19 protein-coding genes, 1 pseudogene and 1 riboswitch are annotated in these 26718 nt (G+C 40.7%); of the genes and pseudogenes, 12 read left to right on the top strand and 8 right to left on the bottom strand.

The window, feature by feature from the left end; translation table 11 throughout:
* Positions 1 to 133: 133 nt before the first annotated feature.
* Positions 134 to 265, bottom strand: a pseudogene (locus tag JOC77_RS10735) (DUF962 domain-containing protein); the annotation flags it as partial.
* A gap of 309 nt (positions 266 to 574) precedes the next feature.
* On the opposite strand from JOC77_RS10735, the gene JOC77_RS10730 reads away from it, so the two are divergent.
* Both JOC77_RS10730 and JOC77_RS10725 read left to right on the top strand, forming a co-directional pair.
* Positions 575 to 973 (top strand): cbb3-type cytochrome c oxidase subunit I, encoded by a 399-nt coding sequence (locus JOC77_RS10730; RefSeq protein ID WP_204542975.1) that lies wholly within the window; start codon positions 575 to 577, stop codon positions 971 to 973.
* Between the two features lie 40 nt (positions 974 to 1013).
* Positions 1014 to 1163, top strand: coding sequence for a hypothetical protein (locus JOC77_RS10725; protein ID WP_204542974.1), 150 nt, complete (start codon positions 1014 to 1016; stop codon positions 1161 to 1163).
* Positions 1164 to 1334: 171 nt separating this feature from the next.
* On the opposite strand, the gene JOC77_RS10720 is transcribed toward JOC77_RS10725, so the two are convergent.
* The 4 genes from JOC77_RS10720 to JOC77_RS10705 all read right to left on the bottom strand — a co-directional run bounded on the left by JOC77_RS10720 (position 1335) and on the right by JOC77_RS10705 (position 6345).
* Positions 1335 to 2150: an STAS domain-containing protein gene (locus JOC77_RS10720; RefSeq protein WP_204542973.1), complete on the bottom strand. Its 816-nt coding sequence runs from the start codon at positions 2148 to 2150 to the stop codon at positions 1335 to 1337.
* Between the two features lie 122 nt (positions 2151 to 2272).
* Positions 2273 to 3472 (bottom strand): MFS transporter, encoded by a 1200-nt coding sequence (locus JOC77_RS10715; protein WP_204542972.1) that lies wholly within the window; start codon positions 3470 to 3472, stop codon positions 2273 to 2275.
* A 713-nt stretch (positions 3473 to 4185) separates the two neighbouring features.
* Positions 4186 to 5562 carry an NAD-dependent succinate-semialdehyde dehydrogenase gene (locus JOC77_RS10710; RefSeq protein WP_338047215.1) on the bottom strand — a complete coding sequence of 459 codons (1377 nt, stop codon included), beginning with the start codon at positions 5560 to 5562 and terminating at the stop codon, positions 4186 to 4188.
* A 168-nt stretch (positions 5563 to 5730) separates the two neighbouring features.
* Positions 5731 to 6345, bottom strand: coding sequence for an exonuclease domain-containing protein (locus JOC77_RS10705; RefSeq protein ID WP_204542970.1), 615 nt, complete (start codon positions 6343 to 6345; stop codon positions 5731 to 5733).
* 784 nt (positions 6346 to 7129) lie between these two features.
* On the opposite strand from JOC77_RS10705, the gene pepV reads away from it, so the two are divergent.
* Positions 7130 to 8533: a dipeptidase PepV gene (gene pepV, locus JOC77_RS10700; protein ID WP_204542969.1), complete on the top strand. Its 1404-nt coding sequence runs from the start codon at positions 7130 to 7132 to the stop codon at positions 8531 to 8533.
* Between the two features lie 258 nt (positions 8534 to 8791).
* On the opposite strand, the gene JOC77_RS10695 is transcribed toward pepV, so the two are convergent.
* A complete protein-coding gene (locus JOC77_RS10695; RefSeq protein WP_204542966.1) occupies positions 8792 to 10618 on the bottom strand; it encodes an APC family permease in 1827 nt (608 codons plus the stop codon).
* Between the two features lie 157 nt (positions 10619 to 10775).
* Positions 10776 to 10908: riboswitch (cyclic di-AMP (ydaO/yuaA leader) on the bottom strand.
* Positions 10909 to 11269: 361 nt separating this feature from the next.
* Between JOC77_RS10695 and JOC77_RS10690 the strand changes: the two genes are divergently transcribed.
* The 7 genes from JOC77_RS10690 (at position 11270) to JOC77_RS10660 (ending at position 17782) form a co-directional block, all read left to right on the top strand.
* Positions 11270 to 11464 (top strand): hypothetical protein, encoded by a 195-nt coding sequence (locus tag JOC77_RS10690; protein ID WP_204542964.1) that lies wholly within the window; start codon positions 11270 to 11272, stop codon positions 11462 to 11464.
* 129 nt (positions 11465 to 11593) lie between these two features.
* Positions 11594 to 12310, top strand: coding sequence for a 3-ketoacyl-ACP reductase (locus JOC77_RS10685; RefSeq protein ID WP_204542963.1), 717 nt, complete (start codon positions 11594 to 11596; stop codon positions 12308 to 12310).
* A 760-nt stretch (positions 12311 to 13070) separates the two neighbouring features.
* Entirely contained in the window at positions 13071 to 13925 is an 855-nt protein-coding gene (locus JOC77_RS10680) for a MurR/RpiR family transcriptional regulator (RefSeq protein ID WP_204542961.1), read from the top strand.
* A 16-nt stretch (positions 13926 to 13941) separates the two neighbouring features.
* Positions 13942 to 15081: an amidohydrolase gene (locus tag JOC77_RS10675; protein ID WP_204542959.1), complete on the top strand. Its 1140-nt coding sequence runs from the start codon at positions 13942 to 13944 to the stop codon at positions 15079 to 15081.
* Between the two features lie 9 nt (positions 15082 to 15090).
* Entirely contained in the window at positions 15091 to 15930 is an 840-nt protein-coding gene (locus tag JOC77_RS10670) for a GNAT family N-acetyltransferase (RefSeq protein WP_204542957.1), read from the top strand.
* A complete protein-coding gene (menC, locus tag JOC77_RS10665; RefSeq protein WP_204542955.1) occupies positions 15920 to 17029 on the top strand; it encodes an o-succinylbenzoate synthase in 1110 nt (369 codons plus the stop codon). Before JOC77_RS10670 ends, menC begins: the two co-directional genes overlap by 11 nt.
* Before the next feature lie 339 nt (positions 17030 to 17368).
* Positions 17369 to 17782, top strand: coding sequence for a YkvA family protein (locus tag JOC77_RS10660; RefSeq protein WP_204542953.1), 414 nt, complete (start codon positions 17369 to 17371; stop codon positions 17780 to 17782).
* A gap of 41 nt (positions 17783 to 17823) precedes the next feature.
* On the opposite strand, the gene JOC77_RS10655 is transcribed toward JOC77_RS10660, so the two are convergent.
* Entirely contained in the window at positions 17824 to 18966 is a 1143-nt protein-coding gene (locus JOC77_RS10655; RefSeq protein ID WP_204542951.1) for an SEC-C metal-binding domain-containing protein, read from the bottom strand.
* 308 nt (positions 18967 to 19274) lie between these two features.
* On the bottom strand, positions 19275 to 23213 hold the full coding sequence (locus JOC77_RS10650; protein ID WP_204542949.1) for a 5'-nucleotidase C-terminal domain-containing protein: 3939 nt from the start codon (positions 23211 to 23213) through the stop codon (positions 19275 to 19277).
* 315 nt (positions 23214 to 23528) lie between these two features.
* On the opposite strand from JOC77_RS10650, the gene pepT reads away from it, so the two are divergent.
* On the top strand, positions 23529 to 24761 hold the full coding sequence (pepT, locus tag JOC77_RS10645; protein WP_204542942.1) for a peptidase T: 1233 nt from the start codon (positions 23529 to 23531) through the stop codon (positions 24759 to 24761).
* 182 nt (positions 24762 to 24943) lie between these two features.
* On the top strand, positions 24944 to 26578 hold the full coding sequence (locus JOC77_RS10640; protein WP_204542933.1) for a PAS domain-containing sensor histidine kinase: 1635 nt from the start codon (positions 24944 to 24946) through the stop codon (positions 26576 to 26578).
* The last annotated feature ends 140 nt before the right edge of the window (positions 26579 to 26718 follow it).

Here is a 26718-nt window from a genome sequence, read left to right as displayed (position 1 = left end):
TTGGGGGTACATGAAACCGTTTCTCATCAGAAATTGAAATCAATAAGAAAAGCCCTCTGCTCGAGGACTTTTTTTAATACCTAGGTGATTAATTTAACTTAAAGACTGCTTTTTCTAATTTGAGTATTTGGCTTTATCCTGACTCCTTTTGCAGCCACTCTAATAATGCGCAGATGATATATACGAAAATCTTCCTTAACGACAAAAAGAGGTGTCCAAAGGTTGTCGGTTTATTTCCACCTATTAATAAGTGGCTGATCCAGGCAAGCGCATAGGAGTATGGGCGCTAGTAGTACCTAACAGATTCAATGCCGGCAGGATTGATCCTAACTTGGAGGTTTATTTATGTGGTCGTGCGAGGTCTTTGGAAGCTTTCGCGCTGAAATCTGGGATTTCGCGCAGAGAATGGTTTTTTAGCGCTGAGAATTTTAGCTCAAAAAGATAAGATAAAAAAGCGGGTACACACTCTTGAAAATAAATACAAATAATACAATAATTTCTAAATAATCCCTATACACTAATTCTATATACCTATATAATCTTATATGTATATAGTAAAAAAGGGAGGTTCTTCATGGGTATAAAGTTCCTAAAAATCTCGGTAGTTTATTTTTTTATAGGGATTAGTTTTGGTATTTTTATGTCTAGTACTCTTAAGTTTCAGTATGCGCCTTCGCATGCGCATATAAATCTATTAGGCTGGACTTCGCTGGCTCTGGCTGGAATCATTTATTATCTGTTCCCTGCTATTGCAGAGAACAGGCTTGGGAAGACTCATTTCTGGCTGCATAATATTGGGCTTCCCATCATGATGGCTGGTTTGATTTTAATTGAGTCTGGAGTAACTTCCGCAGAACCTGTCATTGCAATAGGCGCGAGTATCATGTCTATTGGGATAGTCTGCTTTGTGATTAATGTTCTTTTTAAACTTAAGGATACTGCTCATTCTGCCTCAAAAAAAGAAATTGCTTAGTTGACTGCCCTATTAAAAATATATAAGTGAGGTCAGGGATATGGAACAACAAAAACCTATTTATTATGATGGAAGCGGTACGCTGAATATTCCAGCTGGAGTAAAAAAAACAGGTACTGTTCAAATGACTCCTGAAGTGAGGAAGCTGATCGGCTGCAACCCATTCTTTAACACACAAAAGCAGGCGTAATCCTTCTCGAATTTGAAGATCCCTTCTTAAATTTCATTTTTCAACACTAATTAAGTTTGGCCGCACTCAATTGAGGCCGGGCAGCCATTAATCGAAATCATATACTGGTTTAACTAACAGCCATACAAAAGAGCCTTCATCAAAAAAATGAAGGCCCTGCTCGATTTTTTGTTATTTCATACTGTCAATTGCCTGCCTCACTGTAGCAAATGAAGTGATAGCAGTAAGATTGATTCCACCGCTGACTACCAATTGAGCTAAGTCCGGACGGATACCGGTAGCTATTGTTTCAACGCCGATCAGGCGAAGGACATTGTGAATATCAAAGATATGTTTAGCGATAGCAGCATCGATTGTTAAGATCCCCGAAAAATCCAGGATCAGGCAATTCACTTTTAGGCGTGTAACCTTGGGAACTACTTTCTCTAATATCAAGGCAGCTCTATCGATATCAATAGAACCAATCAATGGAAGTATGGCAATTCCATCCTGAATCGGTACTACCGGAGCAGAAAGATAATTCACTTCCTCTTGAACCCGTTTAATCAGCTGGTCTGTATAGCGTTCAAACGCGAATACGGTTTCATTAATACTTAGATCCAGGAAATAGTTCACTCTAGTAATAATCGTAACTAGCTCGTCAGGAGATAATCCATATTCGAGGCAGATTTTTGAAATCTGCTCAGTGAAAACGATCCTCGTATCTGGGTATCGACTGATGATATCGGACATCTTTCCCTTATTAGCAGCTTCTCTTTCTCCGTTATCTTTACTCCACTTCAGTAGTCCTTCTGGAACCCTTTCCTCCTTACAAGGAAGCAGCTCTCCCAGGAAGCCTAAGAATTCTGTATATATGACTTTCGCATGATCGATTTCACTTTTTGGTACATCAACTTTAAATCTTTGAGCTATATCATCCACAAGCTCATTGGCGAGCTGAGGCGCATTTTTTTTAAGATGTTCTGCAATTTCTTTTACCGAGGCCAATGAAGCTCACCCTCCAAAAATTATAATGTGAATATATTATATAACATTTTTTTAAAATAGCATAAATCTCTTTTGTTTTTATGCAATGTTTGATTTCCGCCTCGAGGCAGCCTTTTATCGGGTTAATTTGAAAGTCGATGATACTTCTGTATTTTACTTTTCCTGGCCTCAACCGCAACAAGAACAACGGCAATAAGAATAAACGCACTCGACATTTGGAAAAGCGTTCCAATCTCGAAGTAGTTAGCTAATAAACCAAATACTAATCCTCCTGCCCCGATTCCTAGGTCAATTGCGGAAAAATACATACCATTAGCGACTCCCCTGCGTTCCTGCGGAGTCCTGGAAAGAGTCCATGATTGAAGAGTCGGAATTAAAGAACCCCAGCCGATTCCGAACAAGATACCTGCAGCAGCTATACCAATATTTGAGTGTGATAAGGAAAGAGTCCAAATGCCGGCAAATGTAATGAACAGGCAAATTTCGACCAGTCCACCCGGTCCTCTTTTATCAAACCATTTTCCCGAAATGGGACGGATAATAGAAGCCATTAAAGCATTAAACAAATAAAAAAGAAAGATTTGATCAATTCCTCTTTCTTCACTAAATATCACAATAAAAGTCACAATAGCACCGTATCCAAATGTAGCTGTAAAGGTGATGAAAGATGGGTACCAGCTGTTTTTTTCAATGAGCGACCCAAGGTAAGAGAATTTCAAATCGGATTTCTTCATGTTTCTTACTGCTGCCGGTGTTTGATAATGTACCACTGCGAGAAGAATGAATGCAATAACTCCTAAGATTCCAGAAATATAGATCAAGTTCGTAAATGACGTAATTTTGAACAAGAAAATTCCGAGGCTGGGTGCTACAATCATGCCGATCGTTACAGACAAACCAAAATAGCCCATTCCCTCTCCAATCCGGGAGTTTGGAACAATGTCAACGGCTGCCGTGGCATTTACAGTAGTTGACAGGCCCCATGCCATCCCATGAATCAAACGGAAAGCCAAAAAAATCATTACAATCTGTGATAATGGATAAATTAAAGTAATCAGCAGCAATGCCGCAGCGCCTGTCAGCACCAAACCTTTTCTGGCTTTATACTCCAGCATATAACCGATAAATGGCCGAACTAATACTGCGCCAATCGAGAATAGGGAAGTAACAAGTCCTATTTCCAGACCAGAGGCTCCGAGAGATTTAATATAAGGGGGAAGAGTTGGAATCAGCATCTGAAAAGACATAAAAACAAACAAGTTTCCAATCATAAGCATAATAAACGATTTCGTCCATAAACGGTCTTTCTTTACAATAGTCATTAAGATCCCTTCCCTTTACAAATAGAACCCTGTTTAACAGTGATTCCTTCATTGGGCTAAAAAATACATGCCCTATCTGCCAAGACAGCCAATAAAAAAAATCTTCTCTTTAGCAGAAGATTCATTTTCCGGACAAATATTTCGTCTTGCTAAATATAACATATGAGGAATATGAATAGTAACCAAAATCTCCATGATAGATATTTGTTTACCGCAGATCACTTTAAAGTACATTAGAAATGTTTGCTTATCTCTCGGCATTAACATTGATCTTAGACCCTTCTCCATATCTAAATTTTACGAAGAAACTGAAACTGAACAAGCAGATTTTATATTAATGGGAGAAATCTTCCAGCCATTGATTTTTCATTAGCTGCCGCTTTAAGGATATCAGCTTTTTCATTCATCGCTTTTTAAATGAGGAATACCATGTCCTGGCCGACCATAAGCTAAAACAGTTTATTGGTGAACCTTCTCTTGAAAAAAGGCGACAGCTGATTCAGGAAATAGAAGATTGGATCTGGGATGAACAGATTTTTACCTTTAATTATCATTCCGATAAAATGAAGCGATATCATGGACTGCTTGAAGGTGTATCACTGAATTCATTTGATGGGCGGATTTCCGTGAAATCTGGATTAAACCTGAGTTGCAGCTTAAATAAAAAAATCTGGCCCCATTTTATTGAAATAGGGTCAGATTTCTTTGCAATATTATAAGCCTATTGAAACGTATTTCGTTTCCAAATATTCTTCAATACCGAAATGTCCGCCTTCCCGGCCGAGTCCACTTTGTTTGTATCCGCCAAAAGGAGCCTGGGCGACTGATGGCAGCCCGTCATTTAATCCTACAATTCCGTATTCAAGCTCTTCTGTCATTTTAAATGCCTGGCTCAGGTCTTTAGTAAACACATAAGCTGCTAATCCATAGATCGTATTATTGGCACGCTCTACGGCCTCATCGGCTGTTTTAAAGGAAGCAATCGGTGCAAGCGGGCCAAACGTTTCTTCACTCATACAAAGCATTTCGTCCGTAGCCCCCGAAATAACCGCAGGCTGGACAAAATAGCCGCTTCCTGAAATTTCCTGAGTATCCCCGCCATATATAACCGTGCCGCCTTTTTCTATCGCATCATGTATATGCTTATTAACTTTTTCAATCGCCTGTTCATCAATCAATGGTCCAATGTCTGTGCCTTCATCAAGGCCGTTGCCAACCTTTAATTTGGAAGCAGCTTCCGCAAATTTCCGGCTAAACTCTTCGGCTATTCCCTCTTGAACATATACCCGGTTCGCACAAACACAGGTCTGGCCCGCATTACGGAATTTAGAAGCAATTAATCCCTGTACAGCCTGCTCTAAATCCGCATCCTCCATCACGATGAAAGGAGCATGTCCGCCTAATTCAAGCGATAATTTTTTAACCGTCTGGGCTGCGTTTCTCATAAGCAGCTTTCCTACCTCTGTTGAGCCTGTAAATGAGATTTTTCGGACTCTTGTATCTTCCATCCACGCATCGCCAATTTCAGCAGCATCTCCGGTGACCACCTGGAGAACTTCTTTAGGGATTCCTACCTCGTAGGCAAGCTCTACCATTTTCATGGCTGTTAATGGTGTCTGTTCCGCAGGCTTTACTACAGCGGTACACCCTGCAGCCAAGGCTGGCCCGACTTTTCTGGTAATCATCGCTGCAGGAAAATTCCAGGGAGTAATTGCAGCAATTACGCCAACCGGCTGTTTCTGGACAAGAATCCGCTTATTCGGATGAGATGCAGGAATGGTTTGGCCGTAAACTCTTTTTCCTTCCTCGGCATACCAGGAAATGAAGCTGTTTGCATAGGTAACCTCACCCATGGCTTCTTTTAACGGCTTACCCTGTTCCTTTGTCATAATTTCAGCAATTTCCACAGTATGTGCCTCAATTAACTCAAACCACTTCATAAGCAATGCACTGCGTTCCCCAGCAGTCTTCCTCGACCAGCTCTTAAACGCCTCGAAAGCTGCATCCACAGCCGCACGAGCCTCAGCCCTGCCGCCACTCGGAACAGAACCAACAACCTCACCAGTAGCCGGATTCAATACATTAATCACCAAAATCACTCCTTTTTTATGGGGACAGTCCCCCATATCCCAGATTTAGAGGCCTTGCTGTGCTTACATTTTGATCGGGGCCATACATGATTTCCCGAATTTTTTCTTATATAATTCTAAAATACCCGAATCCCTGTGCTTAGAACAGCATTTTAGCTTCCGCGCTCTTTAATAGTAAACTGATTTCCTCTTAGGAGGCTCCGGCTGATACTTTCTCATTGGCCTGCCGCTTATTACATCTTTAAGATATAAAGTACCCCGTGGACTTGTCTGCTTTAACAATTCCATTAAATATGTAATATCATCTAATGCTCTATGAGTCTGATGATTTGTGATATCATGCGCTTCCAGCAATGTTAATAGCTTGCTGTTAGGAAAACCGTATCCTTTCCAGGGGATGCTTCTCATCGTGCAATACCATTTTAGATCATTCACCTCAGGGTACATTCGATATAAAAAGCTTCTATCAAATGATGCATTATGCGCAAAGACCGTTTCTGTTCTCTCAAAATATGTTTTTATTTTCTCATCAAAAAATCTTTTTCCTTCAACCATTTCATAAGGAATTCCGTGGATTCTGTATGCACCGCTATAGTTTCGCTTGGCTGTTATGGAAAGAGGCTCCCTTAGGAAAGAATCTTTTTCAATAATTTCTATTACCTCCCCAGTATCCTCCCGGTAGGAGAAAAGCTTTAAGGCAAGCTCAATAATCTCATCCCGATCAGGCCCTAACCCGGTCGTTTCCACATCCACTACTAACCCCAGCTTCTTTTCTATATTCAAAATTCATCACCCTTTTTATCTATTAATCTATTCTTATGGCCAAAAATAATCGTAATAAGTCAATTGTATACTTTCTTATATAGTAGTTTAAATACCCTTTATTTCCCACTTATACGATTCTCAAATAATAGTGTAAAAACAATTCAGCTGTCGGGCTGCAGGCGCAGTCAGCGGGGATGGCAGTGCTGCATTTGGATACAGGTGGATTGCTTTGCCTGAATTAAGGATGGAAAAGCGGAGTCATTAATTGGAAATTTAAAGCGAAGCAGCGTTTTCAATTTACCGAAAACATTAGCTGGAGACCTATAGCGGTAACTGAGCGATAGTAGTTTCCTGGCCTTTAAGATCAGCCAGTGAGCATAACGGACTCCTCGGACAGATTTTTTCCTTATAGGAGCGACCTTTTTATTTTCGCGCTGACAGGGATAAATATAGAATTTCGAGCATAGCCTTACCGGTTTCGTGCAGAGATCAAGATTTTCGCGCAAACCCTTGACGAAAAAATCGCGCAATGCCTCCGGTTTTTCACCCCAAACCCCTGCCAGACAGCCAGATTAATTCGTACAACCCAAGACGATTTGGCTCAGAGATTGAATTTTAACGAGTACAACCAGCAGTCTTCATAATATTTGAATTTCCTCCCCCACCCTAGCCTGGTCTTCCATTTTACGCATTTAACAGGCATGGATCGGAACTTCATCACCCACCAAAGCTCACTCTCGCAGCGTGCTTTTTCCATCTCGATAATTTACAATTTACTAAAGGATACATAAGGAGGAAGAAAATGAACTGGCATGGTGAAATTCTTAATAGAAAGTCAAACTTGTTGGATGACTTAACCACGCTTTTAAAAATTAAAAGTGTTAAAGATTTATCCACTTCTTCAGCTCAGGCACCTATGGGAGAAGCTATAGGCGAGGCGCTGGATTATATGCTCGAAAAAGCAAAGAAGGACGGGTTTCGCACGAAAAACATAGAGGGTTACGCAGGTTATGCGGAAATGGGCCCTGTGGATGCTGAAGATTACATAGCTGTTTTATGTCATGTTGATGTTGTGCCGGCCTCAGGAGACTGGACATCAGATCCTTTTGTTCCAGAAATACGGGATGGCTTGCTTTATGCCCGAGGTGCAATAGATGATAAAGGTCCTACCATGGCTGCTTATTATGCGTTTAAGCTTGTGAAAGATTTGGGTCTTCCGCTAAAGCACAGAGTCCGCATCATTTTTGGTACGGATGAAGAAAGCGGCATGAGCTGTATGCAGAAATATATGGAGCTTGAGCCTCATCCTATCGCCGGCTTTGCACCAGATGCCGACTTTCCCATTATTTACGCTGAAAAGGGACAGATTAACATCAGGCTGAAATTCAATGGGGAAATAGGGACAGTCCCCGCAAAATTAGTTTCGTTTAAGGCTGGGGAGAGGGCGAATGTGGTGCCGGATTTGGCGGTCGCGAGTGTGAGCGGGGATAATCTGGATGTTATGAAGACAGATTTTGAAGCGTTTTGCAGAAATCATAATCTGGAGGGCGGCAGTTTGGAGAAGCAGGGAATTCTTACACTTTCTCTTAAAGGTAAACCTGCTCATGCGATGGAGCCTGAAAAAGGATTAAATGCTGGGACAAAGCTTGCTGCATTTCTGGTTACCCAGGACCTGCAGCCAATTGAGCATAATTATCTTCAATTTCTCGCGGAATTAGATGAGGATCATTATGGAAATAATCTTTCAATCTCATTTAGTGATGAAATTACCGGGCCTCTAACTGTGAACCCGGGAATTATAACTTACGATTTGAAAGAAGCGAATGTACATTTAAATCTACGCTGTCCGGTGAAGACCTCGTATCACAATCTGTACCAACAATTAGAGGCGGCAGCTGGCAAGTATGGATTTATAACAGATGAGCTGCGGGAAAGGCTGCCGCACCATGTGGATGCCGCTCATCCTCTTATCAAGACCTTACAAAAGATATATCAGGAGGAGACTTCTTCAGAGCCTGTGCTTTTGACAACAGGCGGAAATACTTATGCCCGCACAATAAACAATGGAGTCGCCTTCGGTGCACTCTTCCCTGGAAGACCTGACACAGCCCATCAAAAGGATGAATCTATATCAGTCGATGACTTGATAAAAGCAGCGTCTATTTATGCTCGTGCCATTTATGAATTGGCAAATACACATTTTTAGAATATGATAAGCCGTCCGGAAAACACCTGGATGGCTTAATTGTTTTGGATTTATAGCGAAGTGTCTCTCCCGCATCTCCTCTCATTGCAAATGATTATGATTTTAACCAACTCTTTTGACACCGACATCATTTGACGAATTTTTAGATGAGCTTGAGAATGAAATCAATAGCTATACGACATGAAGAACAAGACAGAAAAAACAGGACTTTGGACATTGATTAATAAAAGGGAGCTGGTAATCCAGCCCCCTTTTAATTTATTGTTTTAGATGATAAGGAACAGTTGTGACAATTACATCTCTTCTATATAGAAGAAAAGCACGTATAAGCAGGCTCGACTGGTTATGAAGAATATTATGCCAGCTTTTTTTAGGTATAAACTGTGGTATTAATACCGTTACTTTGTAGTTAGATTCCTCTGCTTTATGCTGAACCGTATCAATAAATTTAGTTAACGGATGGATAATGCTTCTATAATAAGAGTGTAAGGTAACTAATCTAACATCCGGCTGCCACTTCTTCCATTTTTCTTCGAAAATTCTTTCATCTTCTCTTTCAAATGCAATGTAAACTGCGATGATTTGATCCGCGGAAAGAGATTTAGCATAATTCAATGAATTTTCCACCACGTGAGTAATACCGGCAACTGGTACAATGATTACATTCCCTTCAATAGGAACAGCAGGTTCACAGGTTGTAATCCGCAATTGGTCGCCAACTGCTTCATAATGTTTCTTAATTCGGTGAAATAAAAACACAAGAAGCGGCAAAAAGATCAGGACCGACCAAACTTGAGGAAATTTAGTTATAAAGAATGTCATCATAACCAGGAAGCTGATTAATGCCCCAATTGCATTTATTGTGAGCTTAACCTGCCATCCTTTCGGCTTTTCGCGAATCCATTTTACCAGCATCCCCGTCTGGGATAGAGTAAAAGGAATAAAAACCCCTACCGCATATAGCGGAATCAATTGTTCCGTCTGCCCTCTAAAAGCGATAATCAGCAGAATGGATGTAATTCCAAGAAAAATAATTCCGTTTGAATATCCCAGACGGTCTCCTCTCATAGTAAACATTCTTGCTATATACTTATCCTTCGCAAGGTTATAAGCCAGCAGTGGAAATGCGGAATACCCCGTATTAGCGGCAAGAACAAGAATCATGGCCGTTGTACCCTGTATGAAATAGTACATAAAGTTTCGGCCAAATGTTTCGGCGGCTAACTGGGAAACCACCGTTTCCTCTTCCTTTGGAGTTATCCCATAGTAATAGGCTAAGTACACAATTCCTGAGAATAAAATAGCCAGCAAGAGTCCCATTGCTATCAGAGTCGCTGCCGCATTTTTCGGAGCAGGACTTTTGAAGTTCGGAATCGCATTTGAGATGGCTTCTACTCCGGTTAAGGCAGAACTCCCGGATGCGAAAGCCCTGAGAAGCAGAAATAGAGAAATACCAGCTACCGGTGTGCCGACAGGCGTATGCAAATCAGCCGGAACATGTCCTGTAAAAGTGTGATATAACCCAACTCCAATTAAGATAAAAAGAGCCAATACAAACAAATACACAGGATAGGCTAGAATGGATGCTGATTCGGTTATTCCCCTGAGATTTAAAAGCGTTATGAACACCACCAGCACACTGGCTATGAGAACATTGTGTTCATGTAAGGCTGGGAAAGCAGAAGTGATCGCATCTGTACCAGCTGAGACACTTACCGCAACAGTTAATATATAATCGACTAACAAAGAGCCCCCTGCTATTAAGCCAGGATTTTCGCCAAGATTCTGTTTAGAAACAACATACGCTCCTCCCCCGTGAGGATATGCGTATATAATCTGTCTATAAGATAAAATGAGTGCTAATAAAAGAAATAGTACTCCTACAGCTATTGGAATGGAGTACCAAAAAGCAGCAGCACTGACTGTTATTAATACGATTAAAATCTGTTCTGGGCCATAGGCCACTGACGATAAAGCATCAGACGAGAGTATGGCTAAAGCTTTTGTTTTATTAAGTTTTTGTTCCCCTAATTCTGTTGATTTTAAAGGGCGTCCGATTAAAAATCTTTTAACCGAAGATAACATGATTTGCACCACCAATAGATATTTTTTATCTTTTTATTTTTCCCAGCATCCCGAATGTAACTCCTAAAAGGAATTAATAAATCCTCATAGACGCAAAAAAGCCCACAAGGCAATGAAAAAGCCCTGCGGACATTAAAGTACTATGTCTCACAGCCTCACTTCCTCTCTTATTACGCTTACGAGGTTAGCTGTCGGATTCGGACTAAAGAGTAGCCCTACCTAAATTAATAGGATTCACCCCCATACATAAATGGGTCCCCCGCTCCAAAAGGATTAAGCGATATAGAAATATGAAACTGATGATAATCTTACTCCCGATTTGTCCGGTTGTAAATAAATAATTTTTAAAAATTTATTTTGGATTGATGCTGCTATAGCCGAACTAAACGAATGGAAGCCAACCCCCATTTTTCCCGGTGAAAATAATTGTCCTCCAGCTGTCTTTATTGATAAATCCAAGCCTGCAAACGCGATCATCTTTTATATGTCAGTTTTCGTCCGAATTTGTTCGACATTTATTTGAAGCACCTAATTAATTGTAAAAAACTGTTACTTATTTTCTTAGTATTTTTACAAAAAAAGTATGGAAAATAAAATTAACCTTGTTATAATGTTCAATATGAAATCACAACATTAAAAAAGGTGGGCTATATGGGGACATCATCTTGCAGGTATGTTATTAATGCAATTGGAAGAGGCGGAGAAACATACCATACCTCTTGCCAGGGTAAACAAGAGCTTAAGAAATGGATTGAGGACCATCAAGAAAAGCTGCTGTTGAACGAACTAAAAATTACTGACAATCATAAGAATCCATTCTTAAAATTGTTCTCCTTAAATAGATAATCGCCTGAAGCCATTCTTTTTTAGAATGGCTTTTTTCGCGTTATATAAAATACAAGCATTACTTCCTATGTGTGGATAAACAATCCTTGGGTATATTACTATTGTAAAATTTATTTGAGGAGTGATAGGATGCATTCATTACAAGGAAAAAATGCCCTTGTTACTGGTGGAGGGCGCGGCATCGGACGGGCTGCGGCAATTGCTTTGGCAAAAGAAGGTGTAAATGTAGGGTTGATTGGCTTGAATATGTCCAATCTGGAGAAGGTTACGGAAGAATTAGAACCATATGACATAACAACTTCCGCTGCCCGGGGGGATGTATCAGATTTGGAATCTGTAACAAGTGCCGTTGAGCATATTAAGGCGGATCTTGGTTCAATTGACATCTTAATCAATAATGCAGGAATTGCTAAATTTGGCGGCTTTTTAGAGTTAAGCCCCGAGGAATGGGAAAATATTATTCGTGTAAATTTAATGGGTGTATATAATGTAACGCGTGCGGTTCTTCCTGGAATGATTGAGGCAAAATCCGGTGATATAATAAATATTTCTTCATCTGCCGGCCAGAAAGGAGCACCAGTAACCAGTGCGTACAGCGCTTCTAAATTTGCCGTGCTTGGCCTGACAGAGTCCCTCATGCTTGAAGTGAGAAAGCATAATATAAGAGTATCCGCACTAACTCCAAGTACCGTTGCAACTGATTTAGCTTATGAGAACAATCTCACAGAGGGCGATCCAGAAAAAGTAATGCAGCCCGAGGATCTTGCTGAATTTATGGTCGCACAATTAAAGCTTAATCCGAGAGTCTTTGTAAAGACAGCCGGATTATGGTCCACGAATCCATGAAAACCTAAGCAGGTCCATACTCGGATCTGCTTTTTACTCAGCTTTGTTTTAAATGATAGGGTGTTTTTACAAAAGCTGAGACTGCAAGACCCTGGCCATGATCGTGAATTGATATCCCTCTTCGCCATTCATCCGCAATAGATCATATGAAAAGAGGGCTATTTCGCCCCCTGCCAAACTATGTCCTTCATTACCGTATGAAGGACTTTTCTCCAGCCACGCCAGCAATTATGCGTGAGCGGCCGCTTTCCTCTTCCTTCTAACTGTTTATCCAAACCCTATAACTAATACAATAGGCAGTCCTGCTTGGATAAACTGCGAAAAAGTTGAACCTAGAGACTCTGCCAAAAATTCTATCTTCTGTTATCATTTTACCCGCTGTATACGCTAAGAGTCCTGCTCCCGTATAGATAATAAACGGTAACTTTTCCATTACTTTTATAATTAGCCGCTTCGCCAAACTATTCCCATGCAGAAATCGAGCAAAGCCGCAGAAATGTATGCTTCATGTTCACGGGATTTTATTTCCGATTCCCAGAACTATTGCCCATCCTCCTGCAATCAGTCAGGTAAATTTCAAATTTTCTACCAATCCCTGTTAAAATTCGATTTGCTTGATACACTCGTAATAGAGACCCTCCATCCAGCAAATATTTTCTTAATATTTAATTATTTTAAAAACTGTGATATAAGTATAGATAAAGTTTACACTTCATTTTTAAAAATTGGTGAAGTTTTAACTTCATCCAGAGGGAGGAACATGAAATCAATACTTTTTGAGGATGTTTTAAAAGAAAAGTTTGAAAGTCTATCCGTTGGCCAGAAAAAAGTAGCCCTTTATCTTAGTCAGCATCTTGAAGAAGCCGCCTTTTTAACTGCATTTCACATCGGTAGAAAAGCGGAGGTAAGTGAAACAACAGTGATTCGTTTAACCTATGCTCTTGGCTATGAAGGCTATTCGGACATGCAAGCAAAAATTCAGCAGCATCTGCTTCAAAGCACGGCTTTTTCTAAAACAAACAGCAAATCTCACTTGATATCGTCAGATGACACTGATGTTTTTTCAAGCATAATCAAAAAACAGATTCATATCCTGAAAAAGCTGCTGGACCATTTAGACTCAGAGTTAATTTGGAAGACTGCCGATACTTTAATAAAAGCAGATCAGGTATTGATCGGGGGGTATCGTGCATCCTATGCAGCGGCCTGCTGGTTCTCCCACTCTCTCAGCATGCTGAGAGGAAACGTAGCCTTATGCTCCCCTGCAGGAGATTTCTATGAGAAATTCAGCAGTTTAACTCCACAGTCTGTTGTTATTGTATTCTCTCTTCCTCGATATGCACGAGAGTCGCTTGAAATGGCACAGTGTGCAAAAGAAAGAGGCGTCAAATTAATTTCTGTGACAGACCGTCTCCTTTCACCTGTTGGACGAATGTCAGACATTACCTTAACAACAGAAGAGGAAGCAGAAACAGCACCAAATTCAATAGCTTCAGCCATCAGTTTAATGGAATTAATCATCCAGGGTATTTATATACTTGACCAAAAAAGAGTTCTTGCTCATCAGCAAAAGCTTGAAGAGCTGTATTCCAAGAAGGGCATTTTTATAGAATGAAAGAGGTGTCAAAGAATTGAATCCGATTATATACATTGAACAAAACCGGGAAAAACTATTCAAAACCTACCTAGATCTTCATGGGCTTGCAGAACCGAGCTGGCAGGAGAAACTAACATCTCAGTACATACATCAAGCACTAAAGGATGCCGGCATCTCTGTCCAAACCTTTACTCATCATTATGGGCTGATTGCCGAAATTCCTGGGAAGGAAAAAGAAATAGTAGCCTTAAGAGCAGATATGGACGCCCTCATTCAAGAATTAGATGGTGCGATTAAGCCTAACCATTCGTGCGGCCATGACGCCCATAGCACCATGGTTCTGTATACCGCCTTAGCGATTGCACAAAGCGGACTTATACCGAAAAAGACTCTTCGTTTTATTTTCCAGCCAGCTGAAGAAAAAGGCGAAGGTGCTCTTCAGATGTTGAAAGATCAGGCCCTGGAAGATGTTCAATATTTGTTCGGCATTCATGTAAGACCAAGCTTTGAAGTTCCATTTAAAAAAGCCTCCCCTGTTATCATCCATAGCTCCGCTGGCACTGTAAAGGGGACGATCAAAGGAGTTCAAGCCCATGCTGCAAGACCCCGGGATGGCATTAATGCCATTGAAGCTGCAGCACTTCTTGTACAAAAGCTAAAGCAAATCCAGATGCCTAAAGGAGAAACCGGCTCCATTAAGATGACTCAGCTGCAATCTGGAAATAACGCCACCAATGTAATTCCGGAAACCGCTGTTTTTGCGCTGGATGCAAGAGCTCAGACAAATGATGCTATGAACATGCTAAAGAAGCTTGCCACATCAGCTATTAATGAAGTTAAGGCAGAAACAGGAGCGGAGATCAGCTGGGCTATGGATGAATATGTTCCGGCGGCCATAGTAAATGAATCGGCGAAAAGTCTTGCTGAGGAAGCCATTACAAGCATTTTAGGGAGCGATAATTTGATCCCGGCCTGTATCTCGCCCGGTGGAGAGGATTTTCATTTTTACACTCTCGATAACCCGGGTATTAAGGCGACAATGATCGGATTAGGCTGCGGCCTTTCCCCTGGTCTGCATCATCCACAGATGAAATTCAACCCTGAAGCATTGATCTACGGAACGCAAATTCTAACTAAAGCCATTTTTCTTGCCTCAGAACAGGAAAGGTTGTGAACCCAGTACATGAACAAAATCGATATACGGCCGCTTACCAGCATAGAAGATCTGGAGGATGTAAGAAGATTAGAATCAAGGATATGGGGGGAACAAGATTCTATTCCCTCCCACCAGACTCTTACTGCGGTTAAAAATGGCGGATTGGTGCTTGGAGCTTACTCAGATAAAAAATTGGTGGGATTTCAATACAGCTTCGCGGGCTACAATGGGAAATCAATTTATCTTTGTTCTCATATTCTCGGGACCGATCCAGACTTCCGCAATCAGGGCATCGGCGAAAAGTTAAAGGCTGCCCAGCGGACCGAAGCCATTAAGCTCGGCTATTCGCTGATTACCTGGACGTACGATCCCCTCGAAAGCATAAATGGCTACTTAAATATTAACAAGCTGGGAGGAATTTGCTCCTCCTACATTAATAATTGCTACGGAGAGATGGACGACCTGTTAAACAGCGGCATTCCCTCTGACCGTTTTTTGGTTGAATGGCATATCACAGACATAAAAGCGAAATTCCCGGCCATCCCCCATGAGTTCGAAACCGCACAGGCACAGTCACTCATTCAATGGGAAATGGCTGCTAATAAGCTGCCTGCTGTTTCAAAGGTGCTTGAAGCACCAGTTGTTCAAGAGGGATATGTGTATATCGCTGTTCCCTCCAATTACAGATCCATCCGCGAATTGAATAAAGAAGCGGCACTAGACTGGAGGATCAATACGAGAAATGTATTTACACAGCTTTTTGAAAATGGATGGCAGGTCTCCCGCTTTTTAAAGCATCCTGACAAAACAAGTCCAGTCCATTTTTATGTTCTAACCAAAAAAGAGGTGAAAGCTGATGAAAATTAAAAAGATTACACTAAGACATATGAAGCTTGACCTTCTTTCTCCGTTTGTCACAAGCTTTGGCGTTGAATATGACAAAGATTTTATTCTGGTGGAAGCTGTAACCGAAAAGGGAATTACGGGCTGGGCGGAATCAGTTGCCATGCTGGATCCCCTCTATAATGAAGAGACGGTAAAGACAAATTGGCATATACTCGAGGATTATTTAATCCCCATTATTCTTAAATCAGATATTCAGCATCCTGATGAAGTTTCTGAAAAGCTATTTAAGCATATTCGAGGCAATTATATGGCTAAAGCAGCCATTGAAGGTGCAGTATGGGATGCATATGCAAAGGAAACCGGTACTTCGCTTGCTAAAGCGCTTGGCGGCACCAAGGAAAAAATCGAGGTAGGTGTCTCTATCGGCATTCAGGAATCAATAGAAGCAACACTTTCGGTGATCGAAGCACGGCTAAAGGAGGGGTATAAGAGGTTCAAGCTAAAAATCAAGCCGGGATGGGATGTCGAACTGATTAACAAAGTACGGCACGCTTACCCCAATATCCCATTAATGGCAGATGCCAATTCAGCTTATACTCTGGCTGACATTGACCATCTGGCACAGCTTGATGCTTATAACTTAATGATGATAGAGCAGCCGCTTGCCCATAACGACATTATTGATCACGCTGAGCTGCAGGCTCAGCTCTCTACTCCGATTTGCTTAGATGAAAGCATTCACAGCTTTGAGGATGCTCGAAAAGCTATTAAATTAGGAAGCTGCAAAATTATTAACATTAAGGTGGGCCGTGTCGGCGGCTTAACAGAAGCGAAGAAAATTCATGATCTTTGCCAGGAAAACGAAATACCGCTATGGTGCGGCGGTATGCTTGAAGCCGGAATAGGGCGTGCACACAATATCGCCATCACTTCTCTTCCAAACTTTGTACTTCCTGGTGATACGGCAGGTTCTGCTCTGTACTGGAAAGAAGATATCATTAACCCTGAAGTGATTGCTATTGATGGAATGATAACTGTACCAGAATCACCGGGAATTGGCTTCGAACCTGACTTTCATAAAATAGAGAAATACACTCTATTTATGAAAGATTATAAGTAATTTACGACGAAGCCCAATAGTAATTTATATAGCTCTGGTCCGCAAAAGTGCTGACCAGAGCTTTTTTCTTGTAAATTTAGTCAAATGACCCAAATATAAGTATTAAATAATTTGACACATACACACGCATGTGTGTATTATTATGTATAGAAAGCTGCCTCTTGTGTTTAAATAAGAGGCCACCGGGTAACTTAAACAAAGAATATCATGGTTATTTGCTCTATTAGGTAACAGACTTTTAGCTGTTCAATTTTGTAGATTTAAGCTCTCTACTGCATTTGGACCTATTTATTACAGACGTTTAAAGTTTTTTAATAGACAGCAAGTGGAGGTATGAAGATGAAGAATAGAAAAAAATTCGGAAGTGGATATAAAGCTTTTCTTTCCAAAGCCCAGCACTACATGAAAAGCAAGGATCGAGTAAAAGGATTGGTAAAAGAAGCGGCCGTAAAGGCGACTGATAAAGAGGGCAGCCTTGGTGAGGTATGGGATAACCTTCAGCTGCTATTTCAAATGGTGCAAGCATGGGTAAAAGGAGACTACAAAGAGATTCCAAAAAAATCAATTCTAACCATTCTTGCCGTCCTTCTTTACTTTGTTGTTCCTACTGATACCATCCCCGACTTTATTCTCGGTTTTGGTTTAATTGATGATGCTGCTGTTATCGGTTTTGCTGTAAAACAGATTGTAAATGATTTGGATGAATTTAAGGTCTGGAAGAAATCTCAACAACCTCTTGGACCTAATCAATAAAAAAGAGGGCTGGCTCCCGTTTTTAGGAGCAGCCCTCTCTTTTATTGACCACAGCATTTTTTGTGCTTTTTCCCGCTTCCGCAAGGACATGGATCATTTCGTCCCACCTTATTTGCTGTTACGGACATAGCAGATGCACTCAAGATTTCTTGAGTACGGAGTTCTTTTTCCTCAGCTGCCCGCTTCCAATTTTCCAGTCTGGGATGCTCCAATCCCTCTACTCTGTAAAACCCATACACGGTTTTTTCCAAATCTATCATTACGGCCTGATAGCCTTCATTTTTCATGAAGTCTTCAATCTCTGGTCTTCCTTCAGACGAAACTTGATGACATAAAGCTTCAATCACGAGTTCCTGATCCTCTTTCCGGCTGAAAATTGAGTATAATTTTTTCAATTCGGCTACAGCCAGAGGTGTTTTTGTTTCACCCAGCACCGACATTGCATACACATTTCCCTGCCTCGCATAAGGCAAAACAGCCTTAATAACATCATCACTTTGAAAGCTGTTGAGTGTATCCGCCACTTCCACCATCAAAAGATCTTCATCTTCACGGGAAAGCATGCCAGCCAGCAGCCCGATATACTCGGTTTTCTTTAACACGCCAATCATATGTACCGCTAAAATACCGGCAAAATCAAACCAATCTTCGTTTAAATTTTCATTTAGCAAAATTCGTATTTCATGATCATTAATCCAGCCTTTTTCGGCTAGTGTCTTAGCAATAAGTTTTGTTTTCCTATATAAATCATCATCATAATTTTCCTGGGCATCCAGCTGAGCTAAGTGTGATCCGTATGCCTGCCATACCTGCTCCTCTTCTCCATTTAAAAGCACATCATATAAAGCCCATTGGGCAGAAGATATAAATGGGGAGAGCTCTTTTGTGTACTGTACGGCAATATGGGGAGGAATCAAATTAACCAGACTCTTATATTGCTGGCCGGATTCTTTTTCTTTGATCTGTTGAATAATGAATTGCACAGCCTCTTCATTAAAAGTGTGCCCTTGAAGATCATATGAAATATGAGCTAAGTCATTTCCAGCGTTAATTTCATTCTTTATTAATTGTACAGTCCATTCTTCTGGAACATGTGGATAATCTCTCAACGCCTGAAGTACAAATAATTGTACAATCTTGTCCTCGGATTGCAAATGCGGCCATAGCTTTTTTTCAAATATCATAGAATAGCTTCCTTTCAATATATCCTTGCTTAACCCTATTCCATTTAACAACACTATTTATGCTTTCTATCATAAACGTTTCTTTACAGTCTTCACAAGTTTCCGAGGACAGAATCATGTAATCATTATTAATCACATTCCAAGTAAATGAATGTCGAAAACCACCCGGCTGAAAACCTTGGCGTCTTATTGTGATAGCTATGGCTGCTGCTATTAATAAAAGATACAACAAACCTTCTCCCGTAATATTTCTTTATTGCTTTTGATTAATAAAGGCGTCCCGAAAATTGGGACGCCTTTCATGATTTTTAATTTGTTCTATGCTCTACGATATAGTCCAGCATAGCTGTAATCTCTTTTCTATCATCTATACTCATTAATTTATCTGGATAGTTCTTGATCCGTTCACTGAGTTTCTCTAGTGAATTGTAGGTCAAATCTCGAGTGATTTTTTCTGCTTTTTTATTCTTTATTTCTTTTTCTAGAGCTGCATCTGCAATCTTTAGTTGAGCAATCGTTGAAATCTTAATGCCCTTGCTGGCCTTTGCAGACTCAACCAGCTTAATCGTATTTTCAAGAGTGGCAGCTTTGACTGCTGCCTCAAAGGTCTTTGTTTCGGACACATTGTGCACCTTATCAAAAGCGCGGTACTGAATATTATTAGAACCATCTTTGTTAAGGGTAATTGCTTCTTTATATAGATTCCAGGTTGTGCCGTTATCAAGACTATACTCGATACGGGCGACACCAATACCTGCATCTGATGCTTGTAATGTCAGTTTCACTTCATCCAGATATGAGCCGTCTCTAAAACTGGCTTCTGGTAAAGGATCTGCGTTTACTTCCGGAGCCAGGATATCTTCCGAAATTCGGCCTTCAGCACTATAATTGATTGGTTCATTCATACTTTTTACAAAATTGACAGTAGCTGTTAAATCCTCCGGCCCTTGCGTCGGGTTTTCACCATACTGGCGGATTTTATATTTATCAGTCGCGTGTTCATACATGTAGTTGTTTACAGTCAGTGTGTAGGTTTTATCTTTGTCAATCGGAGTCCCGTCTGGAAGATACATGTTCACTACTTTTCTTGCTGCACTATCCCATGTATACGAAAACCCGCCAATTGAGACATCTGGACCGAAAGAAGAGAATTGGGCATTTATTATCGGTTCCAATTCAGCACCTGTGATAGACACAGTGACTAAAGTATTATTAAATGGCTGGATGTTGAAAAGTTCCTCCCAGGTAATATCTCCCTGGTTTAAGCTGTCACGGATTCCGCCGCCATTCATTAATGCAAAGTCTGATTTCATTTCATAGTTCATTCCATCTGCAATTAGGTTACCTAAAGCATTATCTCCAATGATGCCTTTCTTAGCATAGCCGCCCTCCATTGGAACTGCTGAAGTACCTACCACCTGGTTAAGAATCGGGCCCACTTTTTCTTTGTATTTTGCTAAAATAGCACTGACAGCCGGATCTGGAGTAATGCCTGACTGAACTACATCCACAACTTCCGCAGTTTTTTCAACAATGTCTCCTGTTACAGGATCAATTTTAAGGTCAATATCTCCAAAACTTTTTCCATATTCCCATGCCTGGACAATAAGCTTGTTATCAACAACTGCATCCACCTTTACATGGTTATGGGCAGCAATAATCACATCTACCTCATCATCTGCGGCGTTTGCCAGCTGTGCTATATCTCCAGATGCACTCTCCCCGCTTTGACTTCCAGGAACATGAGCCAGCACGATAATAGCTTCTACACCCTGGGCTTTCAACTGTGCAGCGTACTTATTTACCGCCGTTGCTTCGTCTGTAAAGCGGATATCTTGAATGCCAGATGCCATTACCATGTTCGGAGTATCAACAGTAGCAACGCCGATAAATCCAATTTTCTGGCCGGCAATTTCTTTGATGGCATACGGCTCTAAAACTAATTTTCCAGTATCTTTATATTCTATATTTGCTGCGATGGTCGGAAAATTAATACCGTCATACCCTGACGTTCCATTCGGATGATCTGTTCCGCCCTTTACCATGCGCACAAGCTCTTCCGTTCCTTCATCAAATTCATGGTTCCCTACAGTTCCCATGTCAAAGCCAATTGATTCCATGATTTCAACAGTGGGCTCATCCTGGACTAAAGCGGACACGGGTGAGCTTCCGCCAATCATATCTCCAGAATGCACGATAAGTGTGTTTGGATTGGCTGCTTCTCTTTGTCTTAGATAGGCTGCTAAATAATCCGCACGGCCATAATTTACATTACTTACAGTACCCGTAACATCAATTTTTCCATGTAAATCGTTTACAGAAAGAAGCTGAACAGAGACCGATTGCGGAGAAGTACCTGCTTTTTGGTAGCCGTTGCTTTCTGCTTCCTGTTCACTTGCAAAGAAAATTCTTCTTTCAACCGGAACGTCTTCCCATTTATCTGGAGAAACGTAGGTTTTAGTTTGATAATCGGCTACATAGCGGGTAAAGCCTTTCCCTTGTTCCCTTGCACGGAATGCAAACGGAAGCTCAATCAATGGATTAGCAGGATTCCAGATTCCTCTTCCATTATCCTTTGCTTCTTTTACCGCTGCCTGGAATCTCTCATACACAGCCGTATCACCTACAGGCCAGATGAAATAAGTAGAAGCATATCCTTGACGTACCATTTCTAAATTTGTGTTAACAGCGTCAGTTTTACGGACAATTTGTGCGAGCAGACGGCCATAGCTGTCTTTTGCTTCTTCGCCGACAATTACTTTCACTTCATCGCCAGCTTTTAAAAGTGTATTGAGGAAAGCTTTCGCTGCTTCACCATGGTCCTTCTGGTTTTGGTCAGCTTCAGTCACAATTTTGTGATACGTTTCAGGGGTATCAATATTCACAAAGCGGACTTTAGTCGATCCAAGCACCGGCGTTGTTAAATGAACTGTATCCCCATCTACTACACTTGCAACGGTAGATTCAAATTCACCTGATAATTTAGGAGCTGCCGGCTGTGGATCTGCTAATTTAAGATCTGCTGCCTTACGAGGGATGAGCTGATAATCCGTGTACTGGCTTAAAATTGCTGTTGCTTCATACCACTTTCCTGCTTGAAGGGATGTAATATCCAGTGTTCCCTCCAGAACCCGCAAGGTAGTAGTCTGATAGTTTTCATCTATAAAACTGATATTATAGCCGCCGCCTGAAGGGCTTGACGGAATGCTTTCAATAAAGCCTGAAACTTTTACAAGCTGCCCTTCGTTTAGCTCAGCTTTTGAAGAGTCCTGAAGGTCAGTTAGAGTCATCAATTTAGGCTGAGGAAGTTCGGCATTCTCAGCAAGTACTTCAATAGTGCTTGGCTTGATTTCCGTTAAACTTTTATATGAAGTGATTGAGCCCGTAACTTTGATTTTATTTCCTTCTTTTAAATCAGGAAATGCTGCTGGGTTTAATTCGAATATATTGATGCCTGAAGTTGCATCCTGCACATAAGTGGACAGCTTGCCGCCGCCAATCGCAGAGTTATCAGCAGTGACTACCCCTTCAATTGTTACGGTTTGGTTCATTTTTGTCTTTGCTTCAGCAATGGATAGGATACCCGTGCCTGGATCGGTTCCGGGATCTGTGCCAGGGTCCCCTCCAGGTAATCCATTAAATGTATGCTTACCTAAGTCATTGATATAGTCCTTCGGGTTTGAATTCCATTCTATAGAAGGATCAAATGCATCATTAGAATTGGTATCTCCTTTGATGACTGTTTCTTTTCTAATTAAGGTGTGGTCGACAGTAGAATAATCCCCTGATCCCCAGTTAGTACCTGGGTCAATTCCCACCTGTCCGAAAACATCGATGATCGTGTTATTCTTTTTTAAAACTACCGCGTCATCGCCATTGAAGTTAACTGAACCATTTTGTAGGTCTGCCAGTGCTTTTATGTCAGCATTAGCACTAGTGTGCGCCAGGACATACACATCACCGTTTGGCAAACTACCAGATAGAGAAATCTTACTAGAATTCGCTGAACCATTAAAATACAATTCCACACTGTACTGAGATAAATCTATATCCTGTCCAGTGCCATTGAATATTTCGATAGCTTTGTTAAATGAGCTGCCTTCGATATACTCAGAAATGAATAAATCCTGGGCAGTTGCCGGGGCTTCTGCCCGTGCACTGATAGAAAAAATAGTAGAAAGATTTGACAGAACTAGTGCGACAATAATCAGTAAGCTAAGATACTTCCTATTAGATTGGTTCCGCATGTTATTCTCCTTTTATTTTTTTAACTTCTAGTTAATAATAAATGGAAAATATGGATGCACCGTTAAGTATTTGTTAACTTCTTGAAAAACAGTTGTAATTACCTACCAGCTTAATAAGCAAATAGTAATATTTTGATTTAAGAGACCGAACTAAAAGTCCCATCCGCAGAAATACTACTAACTAAACATAATCCAGGTATTTAACTAAGGTCAGCCTTCCTCAGAAATAACCTATCTAATCTGTATACATTTATGTTGAGGACAGCATTTTAAATGATATTATTATCTTATAACCTCAAAGGGAGTTGAAAGGTTTTGAAAGATGACATCATTAAAAGATTTACTTCCTATGTGAAAGTGGATACTCAATCTAACGAGAGCATTGAGCGTACTCCATCTACAGCCGGGCAGCTTACGCTTGCTAATATGCTGGTTGAGGAATTAAAGTCAATCGGTATGGAGGAAGTGACAATTGACGAAAACGGGTATGTTATGGCAACACTTCCCTCTAATACAGATCGAAAAGTACCAACGATTGGGTTTTTAGCCCATGTAGATACAGCAACTGATTTTACTGGAGAAAATGTTAAACCCCAAATTATTGAAGGTTATGATGGCAGCGATATTATTTTGAATGAACCATTACATATTGTGATGTCACCGGAGGATTTTCCAAGCCTTAGCGGCTATAAGGGCCATACGTTAATAACTACCGACGGCACCACACTTCTGGGTGCCGATAATAAGGCAGGTATAGCGGAAATCATGACAGCAATGGATTACTTGATTAAGCATCCAGAAATAAAGCATGGAAAAGTAAGAGTAGCCTTCACTCCCGATGAAGAGATCGGAAGAGGTCCGCATAAATTTGATGTGGAATCCTTTAACGCCTCCTATGCTTACACCGTGGACGGCGGCCCGCTTGGGGAGCTGGAATACGAAAACTTTAATGCAGCTCAGGCGAAAATCACCATCAAAGGCCGCAACATTCATCCGGGCTCAGCGAAAGATAAAATGGTAAACTCCACTAAGATCGCAATGGAGATTAACAGCAGGCTGCCTGCAGAGGAAGCGCCCGAATGCACTGAAGGATACGAAGGCTTTTATCATCTTACATCTATAAGAGGGAATGTTTCAGAAACAAAAATAAATTACATAATTCGTGACTTTGATCGGGATCATTTCCATGCAAGAAAAGCACATCTTGAAAAAATTGTGGAGGAATTAAAAGACCGTTATGGCAGCGACAGCATTCTTCTTGAAATGAAAGATCAATATTATAATATGAGAGAGAAAATCGAGCCGGTTAAAGAGATTGTAGACATTGCTCATCAAGCTATGATAAACCTGGGCATCTCCCCTATCGTAAAACCTATACGCGGCGGAACAGACGGATCACAGCTTTCTTATATGGGACTTCCTACGCCGAATATTTTTACCGGCGGCGAAAATTACCATGGCAAGTATGAATATATCTCTGTAGATAATATGATTAAGGCTGCTGAAACTGTAATAGAAATCATTAAACTGTATGAACAAAAAGCCTAATCCTTAGACTAAATACACGCTGACTCACTTTGTGAGCCAGCTTTTTTTCATTCACCTTGAAGAAAATGTATGATAGACCGATACAAATATGGTAAAATAAATCCTTTTCCATACGAACATATATTTTCCTGTCAAATCTTGATATAATGTTTTAAGTCTTTTAAAGGATGAAGGAGTCAGTTATGTCTAAACAAAAGGTATTACTAATCTATTTACTCTGCAGTATTATATGGTTGTTTACAACAGATTTTTTAATCGATTATTATATAACCGATAAATCCGTGCTTACGTGGATTCAAAAAGCAAAAGGCCTATTATTTATTTTTATTACAGGCGCACTGATTTACATTCTTCTTTCGAAAAATGAAAAATTTTCAGAGCTTAAAGAAGAGGAACAGCGGCTTTCTACTCTCATTAATTCGATGGTTGATTTTGTGAACTTTAAGGATGGAGAAGGAAGATGGATCCAGGCTAATACATTCGGCCTTAAGCTATTTCAGCTGGAAAATGTAAATTATAAAGGGCTGAAAGACTCTGAGTTAGCTGAATACACGGATTTCTATAACGAAGCCCTTAGATATTGTGAGGTATCTGACGAGGAAACATGGATTGAAAAAGAAATCACGAGATGCGAAGAGATCATCCCTCTGCCCAATGGAAAACAGAAAACCTTTGACACCATAAAGGTACCTCTGTTTAATACAGACGGCTCCCGCAAAGCACTCGTTGTCATTGGCCGGGATATAACAGAAAGAGTGAATGCCGAAAAAAAGCTGTCAGACAGCCAGCAGCAATACAGGTCACTCTTTGAATTCAATCCTGATCCTGTTTTCATGATTAACCTAAACAACATTATCACAAATATTAACCCTCAATTCGAAAACATTATCGGACTGTCTCAAGGTGAATTAATTGGAAAATCCATTAATCAGGTTATTTCAGGCACTGAGCAGGATGAAAAAAGGCTTCGTCATTCTTTTGCCTATGTGCTTAAGAAGAAGGAAGGTATGAATACTGGAGACATTCCTTTTGTTACAACAAGCGGCAAAACGGTTCTTCTCTATTGCACCCTGGTACCTATGCTGATCGATGGTGAAATAACAGGGATTATTGGTTATGCAAAGGATGTCACTTTGATCCGGGAAACAGCAGAACGCCTTAGAAAAACGGAAAAGCTTTCCGTAGTAGGAGAACTGGCAGCAAGCGTAGCGCATGAAGTCAGAAATCCTCTCACCTCTCTAAAGGGGTTTGTTCAATTGTTAAAAGACAGCGAACCGACCTATCAGACTTACTACAGCATCATGCTGAATGAACTTGACCGCATTAACCAGATTGTCAGCGAACTGCTTGTCCTCGCAAAACCCCAGGAAAAGGAGTTCAAAAAGCAAAATCTGGTGCAGCTCCTGTCCGATGTGAAGGCATTGCTGGAGCCGCAGGCCAACTATGACGGTGCCCAAATTGTTATAGACTTTAAAAATGAAATACCTTTAATTTCATGTGATGCTAATCAGTTAAAACAGGTATTTATCAATATTATAAAAAACTCTATTGAAGCATCCTCACAGAAGGTCCTAATTAGTGTCCAAGCAGAAATGGACGAGGTTTCCATTATCATGAAAGATGACGGGTGCGGTATTGAAAAAGATAGAATAAAGAACCTGGGAGAGCCATTTTATTCCTCCAAAGAAAAAGGAACCGGCTTAGGATTGACAGTCACTTACCGGATCATCCACGCCCACCGCGGAAAAGTGGAATTTAATAGTGAAGTCAGCAAAGGTACTGAAGTTAAGATCACCCTGCCCGTAGATGTTAAATAAATATACGAAAGCCATACTTATGAGGTACGGCTTTTTTGCTGTCCGTAAGTGAAAAGTGCCTGTTCGGGAGCGATTGTAATTACCAGAGATCTTAACCGGAAGTAATTATGAACGTTAATGCAATACTCCGAGCGGAAACC

Source organism: Peribacillus deserti (assembly GCF_016909175.1).
GTDB classification, from domain to species: domain Bacteria; phylum Bacillota; class Bacilli; order Bacillales; family DSM-1321; genus Paraperibacillus; species Paraperibacillus deserti.
The sequence above is the reverse complement of the archived record's forward strand: the minus strand, read 5'-3'. Positions and strand labels throughout refer to the sequence as shown.